Origin of the sequence: Hymenobacter sp. (genome assembly GCF_031398885.1) — a bacterium.
GTDB lineage: Bacteria > Bacteroidota > Bacteroidia > Cytophagales > Hymenobacteraceae > Hymenobacter.
In genome coordinates this window covers 41,278-53,711 of record NZ_JANNOD010000041.1, presented here as the reverse complement: position 1 = coordinate 53,711, position 12,434 = coordinate 41,278, and the positions used below count along the sequence as shown (strand labels likewise).

Here is a 12,434-nt window from a genome sequence, read left to right as displayed (position 1 = left end):
GCCCCGCCGCGGGTCGGCGCGGGCGGGCCGGGCGTTATTTTTTGAGCACGCGAATGCTCACGCGGCGGTTGAGCGCCCGACTGGCCGGGGTCGTGTTCGGCACCAGAAAAAATTTCTCCCCGAAGCCCTGCGCGTGCAGGCCGTAGAGGCGCACCCCCAGGTTGGCCAGCGTCATCATCACGGTTCGCGCCCGCGCCCCGCTCAGGTTATAGTTTGGCTCCACCAGGCCGGTGCTGTCGGTGTAGCCGCCAATTTTGACCACCGCGTTGGGGAACGACCGGAGGATGCGGGCAATGTTGAGCAGTTGCGGCATCGACTCGGGCGTGAGCGTGGCCTGGCCGGGCACAAATTGCACCCGGTCAAAAGCAATCCAGTCCTTCGTTCGATTCACCGAATCGACCTGCATAGCGGGCGTGCTCAGAAACTTATAGAGGCGGTTTTCGGTGGAATAGACCCCTACTTTTTGCGTGTTTCCCCCCGTTAGCGTCAGGTTGATGCTCCGCCCGGTGTCGTAGAGGTAGGTGTCGCGGACCGCGTCGTAACGGCCCGGGGGCAAGTCCATGCGGGGGGCCGGCCCGGCGCGCCGCTCGCCGGCCGGTCGGGGCTCGGCGGGCGGGCTTACGGCCCCGGCCGGTTTGGGGGCAACGGCCGGGGCCGGCGCGGCGCGGGCCGCCGCAAGCACCGGCGCGGGCGGCGCTTTGACGGACACCACCGGCGCGGGCGGCGCGGCCAAAGCAGCGGCTACCGGCGCGGGCACCACCGCCGCGGGCGCTACCGAAGCGGAGGCCGCCGGGGCAGCCGCCACCGGAGCGGGCGCGGCAGGATGGGCTTCCTCGGGGCTGGTATACGCGGCCGCGGCAGTCCCGGGCGCCGTGACCGAGGCAACGGTAACCACCGGGGTCGGGGCCGGCCGAGCCGGGAGCCCGGATGGCGCGGACGTGCCGTAATGGCCGAAAAAATAACCCAACGTGCCCGCCAGCAGCACCAGCGCGCCCGGGACCAAGCGGCGCAATGTGGCGTACCGCACGGCCGCCGCCAGCCCGGGCTCTTCGCGCCGCGCCATCCGCATGGGCGCGAAGCCATTGCGCGCCGCCGGCGCAGCAACCAGTGAATCCGGGTCGGGGCCGGTTGCCGTTGCAAAGCCGGGCGTGGGCAGCATGGCCGAGCCGACGGCCTCCTTTTGCCGGTGCAGCCACGCAACAAATTGAGCCGGCGACGGGTCTTCTTCCGCGGCCGCTCGTCCCAGCAGGCCCAAGGTGCCCGTGGCGGCCACGTGCAGCAGGGCCTCGGCCGCCGCGGGCTGCACGGCGGCTTGCGTGGCCACGCGGTGCAGGGCATTGCCGTAGCGTTCGCCCAGCAGCACCAGCAATAAATTGGTGTCCCGCTCGTACCAGTTGGCCCCCGGGGCCCCCGTTAACTGAGCCAGCGCATGGCCCGCGTGGGCTTTCCGCGCCAGCAGAAGCACCTTGGCAGGAGCCACGCCCCGGGCGGCCTGGCTCAGCAACTCGTCGAGCAGCAAGGCAACTGCCCCGCTCAAGGCCTGCTCAACCTTCGATTCGGGTTCGTTCACCTGCGCGCTCAACTGGCTGATTAGCGTGGCACTAAAGCAAACGTCGACCGTTTCTACCAATTCGTTCTTCATAAGAGGTAAGCGGTTGGTTAGTTAAAAAATCGGCAGATTGCCTGCCGGGGCTCCGTGCTGCTGTTGCTTTGATTCAGGACAAGCGCTCCCGTTCGTTTTGGCCGGCGCTGCCGGCAGGGTGGTGCGGGCCTGCTCACCGGCTGTTGCCCCTTGCGTAGGATGTGTGCATTGAGTTAAGGAGTCGTCTGAAAAATAAGCGAGCTGTCAGGTGCTCGTTGCCAGTTGCTGGTCAGGTGTTTGTCAAGAAGCTAACAACGGATAACTACTGCCTGACAACTTAGCAATTCGCCAGCCCGTCCTGCCGAGCCTGTCGAAGCAGAACGGGCTGAGAGGTCTTGAACGACTTCCCAAATAGTGGCTTCGTTAGCTCAAACGGCTGTTCTTGCACCTGAGCAGCGCTCAGTCATTCGTTCATTCGTGGTTATTTTTTGAGGACGCGAATGCTCACGCGGCGGTTGAGGGAGCGGTTGGCCGGCGTCGAGTTGGGCGCCACGAAGTACCGGGGGCCGTAGCCTTTGGCCTGCAAGCGTTCGAGGCTGACCCCCAGGCTGGCCAGCGCCATTATGGCCGACCGGGCCTGCTCTTCGCTCAACTGAAGGTTTTGCCGGGCCGGACCGGTGCTGTCGGTGTAGCCGCCGATTTTGACCACCGCCGTGGAAAACGTGCGAAGGCCGCCGGCGGTGTTGCGAAGCTGCGCCACCGACTCGGGCGTGAGCGTGGCCTGGCCGGGGTCGAAGTTGACGCGGTCAAAATTTATCCAGCCCTTGGTCTGATTCACCGAATCGACCTGCGCGGCGGCCCATTGCCAGCGGAACAGAAAGTGCCCGGTTTGCGGCGCGCCCGGGGGCAAGCCGCCCGGCTCGTCGCGCGGGGGCGCCATCTGAACGGGCGCCCGCGGCAGCCCGGTGGTGGGCCGCCGCACCATTTCGTGGCCCGCCAGCGCGGGGCTGGGGCCCGGGCCATGCGGGCCGGCGGCGGCCCGCGGCACCGGCAGCATGGCCCGGGCAATGGCATCTTTCTGCGCCTGCAGCCAGGGAACGAACTCGGGGGGCGTCAGGTCCTTTTCCGCGGCCAGCTTGCCCAGCACGCCTAGCACCGCCGTGGCGGCCACCCGCAGCAGGGTGCTGCTGGTGGTGGGCCGCACGCCGGCCGCCACGGCCACCCGGTTCACCGTGCTGCGGTAGTTGTCGCCCAGCAGGTCCGGCAGCAGATTGGCCCCCCGCGCGTGCCAGCTCGTGTCCGTGGCATTGGTCAGGTGGGCCAAGGCGTTGGCCGCATTGGCCTCGCGGGCCAGGTTGAGCAGGGTGGCGGGCGCCGCGCCCCGCGCGGCCTGGCCCAGCAGCTCGTCGATGACGAGCGGCACCGACTTGTGCAGCACCCGCTCTACCTTCGGCTCGGTTTCGTTGACTAAAATGCTTAACTGGCTGATGATGTTGTCGGTAAAGCAAAAATTTACCGTTTCTACCAGGTCATTTTTCATGGACGAAGGCGGTTAGTGGACGAATAACTACCGGCGGTTTGCTGGCCGCCGGGTATGGGTGACGGGCAAAGCAGCCGCGAGGGCAGAAGCCGCCGACTGGCAAAACCAGGGAAGCTGATGGACCAAGAAAAGTGGTACGCTCACTTCGGCTAAGCCGGTATCACCCATTTAGAAGCCGCATAGATGCAAATTTTTCATAACATAACAATAATAAAAATTATGCTACCCGTACTTTGGAGGTGAAACGAAGGCGTAAGCTGGACAATAAATTACTTGAAACGCTGAATTGTCTCAACCATGATTTCTAACATCATCCTGACTAACAATACATATGCCTGTATTTATAATTTAATATGACTGCCGGATGAAAATCCCAAAAAATGTTTTGCCTAGCTCCCCACAACTCTCCTTAAATAGAGATTGAACGAGCCGCGCCACGAGGTACAATGGTCGCTACGCGGGGGCAGCCGGCGCCGCTGGCAGGCCAGGCACCGGAGTGGAGCGCTGCCACAAATGAGCCTAATTTTGAACTCCCATGAACGACTCTGACATCCGCGCTCTGCTGTACCCGCTGCTCACGGGCGGGGTGTACGTTGATGAGTTGCCCACGGGCACCACGCGCGCCGATGTGGTGCACATCACGCCCGGGTTCATGCACGGCTACGAGGTGAAAGGCGACCGCGACACCCTGCAGCGGGTGGCCAACCAGTTGCGCTGCTACGGCGAAGTCTACGACTTCGTGACCTTCGCGGTGACCGAGAAGCACTTGCCCAAGCTGCTGCCTCTGCTGCCGGACTGGGTGGGCGTGCTGGTGGCGTCGGCCGAAGGCCTGCGGGCCCACCGCGCGGCGGGCTACAATGCCACCGTCGAGCGCGCGCCCCTGGCTCGCTTGCTGCTGCTCGAAGATGTGAAGCAGTTCCTCATGGCGCGGGGCCTCACCGGCGTGAGCACCCTGCGGAGCCGGGAAATCGGCCAGTTTCTGCGCACCACGCAGTTGGTGCCCCTGGCCAGCCTGGCGCAGTACGTGCGCCACCGGCTGGTGGCCCGGCTGCCGGAGCGCCTCTTGGGGCGGGCCGAGCGCAAAGCCGAGCGGGCCCGGCGGCCGCCCCGCAAATCGAAGCCAACTCAAAAGCGAAGGGCCTTACCGGGTACGGCCTCGCCGGCAAAGCCTCCGGCTGCGGAAGCAACCAACCGACCGGCTAAGACGCAAAAAGCCCCGGCGCAAATGCGGCCGGGGCTGTTGCTGTAGAGAGAGGACTCGAACCTCTAATTTTACTAGCGAGATAGGCTAGCGCGTCTGCCAGTTCCGCCACCCCACAAGGTTGTTAGGTCAAATGTAAGGCGAGCATTTAGCAATAAAAAACTATTTAATAAGATTATGTTTGTGTTAACATTCTCTTCACACGGCATTTACGGGCCTGAAAATAATATTATTGAAAAGACAAACTTCCTTATTGCGCTGGAAACGAAGATTTATTGCTTCCTAAGCGGTAAATTATCTTTGTTAGAATAAATAGTAAAGATAGTGAGTGAAGGCAGCGTTCGCAAAATCATCCACTTGGACATGGATGCATTTTATGCATCGGTGGAGCAGCGCGACCACCCCGAGCTGCGCGGCCGGCCGGTGGCCGTGGGCGGCGCGCGGGAGCGGGGCGTAGTGGCGGCGGCCAGCTACGAGGCCCGGGCGTTTGGGGTGCGGTCGGCCATGCCGTCGGCCACGGCGCTGCGCAAATGCCCGGAATTGGTGTTTGTGCCGCCGCGCTTTGCGGTGTACAAAGAGGCGTCGCGGCAGATACGGGCCATCTTTGCCGAGTACACGCCCCTGATTGAACCGGTGTCGTTGGACGAGGCCTACCTCGACGTGACCCACAACCTGAAAGCAATAGCTTCGGCCACCCAGATTGCGCACGAGATTCGGGCCAAAATTTTTGCCGAAACCAACCTGACGGCGTCGGCGGGCATTTCATACAACAAGTTTTTGGCCAAGCTGGCTTCGGACTTTCGCAAGCCCAACGGGCAGTTCGTGGTGCGGCCCGCGCAGGGGCTGGCGTTTGTGGCGGGGCTGGCGGTGGGCCAGTTTCACGGCGTGGGCCCGGTGACGGCGGCCAAGATGAACCGGCTGGGCATTTTCAGCGGGGCCGACTTGCGGGAGCAGACCGCCGAGTTTTTGCAGCAGCAATTTGGCAAGGCCGGGCACTACTACCACGCCATTGCCCGCGCCCAGGACCACCGCCCCGTGGTGGCCGACCGCCTGCGCAAGTCGGTGGGCTCGGAAACCACGTTTGCGCAGGATTTGGTGCTGTTGCCGGACTTGCTGGCGGGCTTGCAGCCCGCCATTGCCGAGGTCTGGGACTACTGCCAGCGCACCGGCACCCGGGGCCGCACCGTGACCGTGAAGGTGAAGTTTGCCGACTTCCAGCAAATCACGCGCAGCCGCAGCGGGGCAGGGCCGGTGCCGAGCCTGGCCGCAATGCACCGCATCGGCTGCGAGCTGATTGAGGCGCTTTTTCCACTGGCCCAGGGGGTCCGGCTGCTAGGGCTGACCCTTTCCAACCTGAGCCAGGGCCAGCCCGAGGCGGGCCAGCAACTGGCCCTGGACTTGTAGGAAACGGTTAGAACCGATTTGGCGCTGCTGGCCCTTTACGCGCACCGGTACGGCCGGAGGGGCGTACCTTCCGTGGGCGCACGGCGGGCGTGGGCAAGCCGCGGAGGGAATTCTTACGTACCCGGCGTGGGGCAATTTTATTGCCGGCAACCTTGTTGGGGACTTTTTGACTTTGGGAGGCGTCCCGGGTGCGGTGCGGGCGAGCCACGCGTTGGGCTGGGCGGCCGGGCCCGGCCGGGAATGCCGCCGGATTTTTCTTTCGTTATTACCCTGATTATTCTGTTTCGCATGCGCACTTCCCGATTTAAGCTGGGTTTGTATTCCACTGCCGTGCTGGCCGTGCTGGGGCTGGCTTCGTATTCGCTGGCCCAGGGCCCGCCGCCGCGCGACCAAGTGGTGCTCGGGGTGATGCTGCAGGGGCTGACCCAGCTCCATTACCAGCCCGAGAAGCTGGACGACCAGTTCTCGCGGCGCGTGTTTGACCTCTACCTCAAGCGCATCGACGGCAACAAGCAACTGCTGCTGGCGCCCGAAGTGGCGCAGCTCCGGCAGTTCCAAACCACCATTGACGACCAACTCAAGGGCGGCACCCACGAGTTTCTGGACGTGAGCAGCCAGCTGCTGAGCAAGCGCATCGTCGAAATTCAGGCCCTGTACCGCCAGCTGCTGGCCCAACCGTTCGACTTCACGGCGCTGGAAACCTGGGAAACGGACGCCGCCAAGGCCACCTACGCGGCCGACGCCGCCGCGCAGCGTGAGCAGTGGCGCAAGCTGCTGAAGTACCAGGTCCTGGCCCAGCTCTCGGAGCTGATGGACGAGGAAGCCCGCAAAAAAGACAAGCCCCTGGCCGCAACCGCCGTGGGCGCCTCGCCGGCTACTACTTCGGACCGGCCGCGGACGGCCGCGGAGCTGGAGGCCGAAGCCCGCAAGCGGGTACTGAAGTACTACGACGAAGCCTTCGCCGACCAGCGCCAGGCCGACGTGAATGACCGGCTGGCTGAGTTTGCCAACGTCATTGCCAACACCTACGACCCGCACACCGAATACTTCGCGCCCATCGTGCGCGACAATTTCGACATTGCCATGTCGGGCCGGCTGGAGGGCACGGGCGCGCAGCTCCAGGAGGACGAAGGCCACCTCAAGGTGACGGACATCGTGGCCGGCTCGGCCTCGTTCCGGCAGGGCGAGCTCAAGGTGGGCGACATCATCCTGCGCGTGGCCCAGGGCGCCGCCGAGCCGGTGAGCGTGGAGGGCATGCGCTTCGACAAGGCCGTGAAGCTCATCCGGGGGCCCAAGGGCACCGAGGTGCGCCTGACCGTGCGCAAGCCCGACGGCGCCACGCTGGTCATTCCCATCGTCCGCGACGTGGTGGTGATTGCCGAAACCTACGCCCAGTCGGCCCTGGTGAAGCAGGGCGGGCGCACGTTCGGCTACATTCACCTGCCCGGCTTCTACGCCGACTTTGGCGGCAAGGGCGGCCGGAGCAGCGCCGCCGACGTGAAGGCCGAGCTGGCCAAGCTGCGCCAGGAAAACGTGGCCGGCGTGGTGCTCGACCTGCGCTCCAACGGTGGCGGCTCGCTGCGCGACGCCGTGGACATGGGCGGCCTCTTCGTGCCCAGCGGCCCCATGGTGCAGGTAAAAGCCGGCCGCGGCCGGGCCGAAGCCCTGCCCGACGAGGACCCCGCGGTGCAGTACGCCGGCCCGCTGGTGGTGCTGGTGAACAAGTACAGCGCCTCGGCCTCCGAGATTCTGGCCGCCGCCATGCAGGACTACCGCCGCGGCATCGTGATGGGCAGCACCACCTACGGCAAGGGCACGGTGCAGCAGGTGTTTGACCTGGACAACGCCGTGTCGCCGGAAGCGAAGGCCCTCAAGCCGCTGGGCTCGCTCAAGCTCACCATCCAGAAGTTCTACCGCGTGAACGGTGGCTCGACCCAGTTCAAGGGCGTGGTGCCCGACATTGCCCTGCCCGATGTCCTTACTTCCCACGCCAAAGGCGAGCAGGAGTCGGAATACCCGCTGCAGTGGGACGAGATTGCGCCCGTCGCGTACCAGCCCACCAACACCTTGCCGGCCCTCGACAAGCTGCGGGCCGCCAGCGCCGCCCGGGTGGCCACCAGCCCCGGCTTCCGCCTCATCAAGGACGCCGCCCAGCGCGCCACCGTGCGCCGCAACCAGACCAGCTTGTCGCTGAACCTGGCCGCCTACCGCACCGCGCAGGAGCAGGCCCGCGTTGCCAACAAGCAGCAAACCGCCGCCCAAAACGCCCTGGCCGTGCTCGAAGTAGCCGCCCTGGCCGCCGATGCCCGCAGCGCCAGCGCCGACTCGGCCGCTGCCAAGCGGAGCGCCCGCTTCCTGAAGCCTTTGCGCCGGGACGCCGCCCTGGCCGAAGCAGTGGCCGTGATGAACGACGGACTACAATAGCCGGCACCGCGCCCGGATTCGCGGGGGCTTGTTACCTGGCTGGTTTATTGAACTTGGCACCGAAAAAGCTCAGCTAATTCGGCCCGGGGCTTCCGGGTGAAAAGCATTTGGTAGCTGAAAGCAGAAATATTGGATTTCTTGCCGCTCAGCCCTTCCAATCCCTTCTGCCATGGCTTCCTTCGCCGCCGAGCTGCACGTGGCTGGCCACGTGTTTCCGCTGCGCCACTGCACCTACCACGCCACCCAGGCTACCGACACCCGCGGGCGGCCCACCGAGAAAGTGCGCAAGCACGCCGTGCAACTGGTGTTGCACCCGCCCGATAACCACTTCTTCGAAGGCTGGGCCCACCACCCCACCAAGCGTCTGGAAGCGCACGTGTTGTTTCGCGACCCCGACCAGTGCGGCGTGCGCGAAACCCTGCGCCTGCCGGCGGCCTACTGCGTGGCGTACGACGAAAAGTTTGAAGCGGGCAACGCCGCCGACGGTTCCTACCTGGCCTTTGTGACCCTGGTGGACCCCGACGGCTGGCCCCGGCCGCTCGGGACCACGGGGCGCCGGTAGCGTTGCTGGTCGCGGCCGTGACAGCCGCGACCAAAGCCGCGCTGGCCGCCCGCGCCAAGCTCCCCACTGGAATCCTAGCCGCCCGTAAAGTCGCGTAGCTCAAATAAGTAGCGGTCAACGGTTAACGGACGATAAGTAATCATCAACCACTAATCTTTTATCCACGAACCTATTTAGAAATTCCGCTGGCGCGCGTTTGCATTGCAGACGCGCGCCAGCGCTGCCACCAGCTCATTCCTAAAAAGCTTCCATTAAAAAAAGCCGCTTCCGCGTTTGCAGAGTCGGTTTTTTGTCCTCGGACAACAGCAAGCAGGCGGTTGCGTGAGCGGCTCACCGGGTTGTGGGAAGCCCGGCGCGGGCGGGGGCCAGCACGCGCGCGGTAGTGTCCGGGCGCTGGGCGAGCTGTAGCGCGCGGCACTGCTCGCGCAGGCTGGCCTGCTCGGCGCGCTGCTCCGCTTGCTGAAACAGGCGCACTTTATACCGCTCGCCGGGCGCGTTGCGGCGCAGGTTGAGGTAGGTGAGGCCGCCTTTGCCGGTGCTCACGGGCTCGCCGTTCTGAATGCGCTCGATGCGCTTGGCGTTGTTGCCGAACAGGGCCTGCCAGGGCTTCAGGCCGATAAATAAATTGCTGGGGCCATCCAGGCCGTAGCGGCCGCTGATTGCCAGGTTGCTCAGGTTGCTGTTCAGCCGCAGGTCGGGGATGAGCAGCTCGCCCTGCGTGAGCACGAATTCGCTGCGCACGGGCTCGAAGTACAAGTGGCTGGTGCGTTTGGCTTTCATAAACCGGAGGGCCTCCATCAGGGCGTCCACGTTCAGCAGCTCCAGGTTGCGCACCTCCGTTTGCAGAAAGCCCGTGGTTCGCCCCAGCTTGGGGAGGAAGGCCGCGTCGAGGTCGGTGCGCAGGTCGGCCACCCCGCGCAGCGTGCCGCGGATGTTGTCGCTGCCCAGCACGCGCAGGCCCATGGCGGTAGCCGTGGCAAACAGTGCCGGCAGCTGAATGTCGTCGAGCTGCACCTGGGCCTGGGCGGGGTGGTGGCCGCGGTCGGCGGTACTCAGCATCCGCCCGCGCAGGCTGATGCGGCCCTGCAGCGCGTCCAGCGTGCAGTTGTCGAGCCGCGCTTCGCCGTCGCGCAGGTGCGACACGAGCCGGAGCCGGCTGCCCCGAATGGCGGCGTAGCGGACCTGGTCGGCCTCCACGCGCAGCACCGCGCGCAGCCCGCCCTGGGCCAGCACCGACGTGTTTTGGGGCGCCTGCTGCCGCAGGGCGCGGCGGGTGGCCCGGCGCGCGACCCGGGCCTGGGTGCGGGCCGTGGGCACGGAGTCGGGCGGCGGGGTCAGGCTGGCAATCAGGGCCAGCAGGCGCTGCACGTCGAGGGTGGCGTAGCGCAGGGTCACGTCGGCCGCGCCGGCCACAAAGCGCAGGTTCTCCACTTGCACCGTGGCCGTGGCCTCGCCCTGGCCGCCCTCCGGCGTGCGGAAGCGCAGGTAGGGCAGGTGCAGCACGGAGCCCGCTTTTTCCAGGCGCAGGCTCACCTGGTCCAGGGTTTCGGCGTCGGGCAGCAGCACGCGGTCAATGTCGATGTTCACCTGGCCATTCGCGGTTAGCAGCAAATCGCGCAGGGCAGGGCTGGCCGCGCCCTTGGCTTTGGCCCGGCGCGCGGCCCGGGGCTCCGGCTCGGTGAGGCGGGCCAGGAATTGCCGGTAATCGAGGGTGGCAAAGCGCACGCCCAGTTGGTACTGCACCGGCGCCACCCGGTTGGCGGGGTCGGTGGGCCAGGCCACGCTGCCGCGCACGGCGCCGCCCCACACGCCCCCGGCCAGGTCGAGCAGCTGCACCCGCCGGCCGTCGTGCCGCACGGTCACGGCCAGGTCGCTGAGGGTGTCGGTGGCCAGCAGCAGCCGTTTGCAGCGCAGGCCCACGTCTAGCAGCAGGCCCGGCGGAATAAGCTCGCTGCCCAGCGTGGCGGCCAGCTGGGCGCGGTCGCGGCGGGCCGGGGCGGGCTTGGGCAGGCTGGCGGGCGAGAAGCCCGGCCCGGCGGTGCGCGGCACCGGCTGCAGGAGGGCGCGCAGGCGGGCCACGCGCAGCTCGTCCACCGCGAACGCGCCGCTGATGCGCGTGGTGGCGTGCTGGCCGGTGAGGTAGTCAAACAAATGCGTGGTGCGGGCCGAGGCTCGGAACCGCATACCGTCCAGCACCCCCGAGGCGTTGGAAAGGGTCAACAGGCTGTCTTGCAAGCCCAGCCGCACGTTCAGCTCCGACATGTCGGCCTCGCGCGCGGGCATCACGAACGAGGCATCGCGCAGGGTCACCGTGCCGCGCGCCGACAGGCTTTGGAACGGCGGGAGGGGATTGGCGCGGCTGGCCATGGGCTTGAGCAGGCCCCGCAGCCGCACGTCCACGTCGGCAATGCCGTGGCGCACGCGCCACCGGCCCGGCGCCACCACGGTGGCCAGGTTGGGCAATTCCGTGCGCCCCCGAAAACGGCCGTCCACGTAAGGCCGGGCGAAGTCGCGCAGCGTCAGGGCCACGTCCAACTGGCCTGCCGGGGAGTAGACGCGGCAGCGGGTCAGGGTCAGCACCGTCGACTTCACGTTGTGCGCCGGACCGTTGTCGTAGGTGCCCTGCAGGTCCCAGCGGTTGATGCGGCGGGCGGCGGCGGGCCACTGCAGGCGGGCCCCGCGCAGCCCGAACGTGAGCACGTTGCGGGGGCTGACTTTGGGCCCGCTCAGCCCCGTGATGGTGTAGTGGATGTGGGCCCGGCTGGGGCTGGTGGCGCCGTCGAGGAAGGGCTCCAGGCGCGGGGGCAGGGCGGCGCGCAGCACCTTGGTCAGCGGCTGGTTGCCCACAAACCGCAGGTCCAGCCGCGTGCCCCGGGGCTGGCTGGCGTCCACGGTGTGGGTGCCGCTCACCCGGATGGTGTCGCCGTTGAGGGTGGCGCGGGTGCCCCAGAGCCGCCCCTGGCGCTTGCCGAAGAGGTACGAATAGTGCACCCGCGCCCGCACCGGTTCCCGCTCAAACAGGCTGCCCGCCCGCGTGCGCAGGTAGCTCAGCTCCCCGTCCAGGGTGCCGGCCACGCGCAGCTCCCCGCCCCGGAGCCGCGCCCGGAGCCTGGCCGCCCGCACGCGGGCCCCGAACGCGCTGCGCGAGTACGCATTGTGCGCGCTCATGCGGAAGTTGTTCACGAGCAGCTCCTCCAGCTCCAGGTTCAGGGCGGGCGCGGTGCCGGTGCCCTTGCGGCGCTTGCCGCGCAGGCCCCAGCTGCGGCCCAGCGAGTCGGTTCGCTCCCGGAAGTCGACGTCGGTGACGACGAGGCGCGTGACCTGGACCCGGCCGCGCAGCAGGCTGCGCAGGGCCACGCGCAAGTCGGCGCGGCCCACGCGCAGCACGGGCACGCGCTGGCGGTAGGAAGTGTCGGTGAGGGCAACGTGCTGAATGGAGGCCGTGAGGTGCGGAAAATCGCGCCACGGCGACAACTCCACGGCAAACGGCGCCAGCACCAGCTCCGAGTCGTGGGTCAGGGCCCGGCGCACGAGCTGGGCCACCTGCCGCTGGCCGTAAGCACTGCCCAGCCACCACGCGGCCGCCCCCAGCCCCAGCACGCCCAGCAGCAGCACCGCAACCAGGATTCGCCGCAGGGGAAAGGACTTCATAGAGCAGTTTCAGGGTCAATGGGCGCGCTGGGGCAGGGTAAAAAAGCGGAGAGCTAAAAGGTAAAACTGA

General features: G+C 66.7%; 7 protein-coding genes and 1 tRNA gene. 4 read left to right on the top strand and 4 right to left on the bottom strand.

Features of this window, described 5'->3' with window-relative positions:
* Window positions 1–34 precede the first annotated feature (34 nt).
* Together RMO51_RS07380 and RMO51_RS07375 are read right to left on the bottom strand one after the other, a co-directional pair.
* A complete protein-coding gene (locus tag RMO51_RS07380; protein WP_310393407.1) occupies window positions 35–1,642 on the bottom strand; it encodes an OmpA family protein in 1,608 nt (535 codons plus the stop codon).
* A gap of 421 nt (window positions 1,643–2,063) precedes the next feature.
* Window positions 2,064–3,122, bottom strand: a complete 1,059-nt coding sequence (locus RMO51_RS07375; RefSeq protein WP_310393406.1) for an OmpA family protein — start codon at window positions 3,120–3,122, stop codon at window positions 2,064–2,066.
* Between the two features lie 535 nt (window positions 3,123–3,657).
* On the opposite strand from RMO51_RS07375, the gene RMO51_RS07370 reads away from it, so the two are divergent.
* On the top strand, window positions 3,658–4,371 hold the full coding sequence (locus RMO51_RS07370) for a sce7726 family protein (RefSeq protein WP_310393404.1): 714 nt from the start codon (window positions 3,658–3,660) through the stop codon (window positions 4,369–4,371).
* On the opposite strand, the gene RMO51_RS07365 is transcribed toward RMO51_RS07370, so the two are convergent.
* Window positions 4,366–4,441 (bottom strand) — tRNA-Asp (locus RMO51_RS07365). The two genes, RMO51_RS07370 and RMO51_RS07365, sit on opposite strands and share 6 nt — an antisense overlap.
* A 206-nt stretch (window positions 4,442–4,647) precedes the next feature.
* Between RMO51_RS07365 and dinB the strand changes: the two genes are divergently transcribed.
* From dinB to tssD, 3 genes are all read left to right on the top strand, one after another.
* Window positions 4,648–5,727 (top strand): DNA polymerase IV, encoded by a 1,080-nt coding sequence (gene dinB, locus RMO51_RS07360; protein ID WP_310393402.1) that lies wholly within the window; start codon window positions 4,648–4,650, stop codon window positions 5,725–5,727.
* 288 nt (window positions 5,728–6,015) lie between these two features.
* On the top strand, window positions 6,016–8,151 hold the full coding sequence (locus RMO51_RS07355) for a carboxy terminal-processing peptidase (RefSeq protein ID WP_310393400.1): 2,136 nt from the start codon (window positions 6,016–6,018) through the stop codon (window positions 8,149–8,151).
* A gap of 169 nt (window positions 8,152–8,320) precedes the next feature.
* A complete protein-coding gene (tssD, locus tag RMO51_RS07350) occupies window positions 8,321–8,713 on the top strand; it encodes a type VI secretion system tube protein TssD (RefSeq protein WP_310393398.1) in 393 nt (130 codons plus the stop codon).
* 330 nt (window positions 8,714–9,043) lie between these two features.
* On the opposite strand, the gene RMO51_RS07345 is transcribed toward tssD, so the two are convergent.
* On the bottom strand, window positions 9,044–12,364 hold the full coding sequence (locus RMO51_RS07345) for an AsmA-like C-terminal region-containing protein (protein ID WP_310393396.1): 3,321 nt from the start codon (window positions 12,362–12,364) through the stop codon (window positions 9,044–9,046).
* Between the last annotated feature and the right edge of the window lie 70 nt (window positions 12,365–12,434).

What these genes read in the sequence shown, in the direction of transcription:
- RMO51_RS07380 (WP_310393407.1), bottom strand. Translation starts at nt 1,642, where the DNA reads ATGAAGAACGAATTGGTAGAAACGGTCGACGTTTGCTTTAGTGCCACG.
- RMO51_RS07375 (WP_310393406.1), bottom strand. Translation starts at nt 3,122, where the DNA reads ATGAAAAATGACCTGGTAGAAACGGTAAATTTTTGCTTTACCGACAAC.
- RMO51_RS07370 (WP_310393404.1), top strand. Translation starts at nt 3,658, where the DNA reads ATGAACGACTCTGACATCCGCGCTCTGCTGTACCCGCTGCTCACGGGC.
- RMO51_RS07355 (WP_310393400.1), top strand. Translation starts at nt 6,016, where the DNA reads ATGCGCACTTCCCGATTTAAGCTGGGTTTGTATTCCACTGCCGTGCTG.
- tssD (WP_310393398.1), top strand. Translation starts at nt 8,321, where the DNA reads ATGGCTTCCTTCGCCGCCGAGCTGCACGTGGCTGGCCACGTGTTTCCG.
- RMO51_RS07345 (WP_310393396.1), bottom strand. Translation starts at nt 12,364, where the DNA reads ATGAAGTCCTTTCCCCTGCGGCGAATCCTGGTTGCGGTGCTGCTGCTG.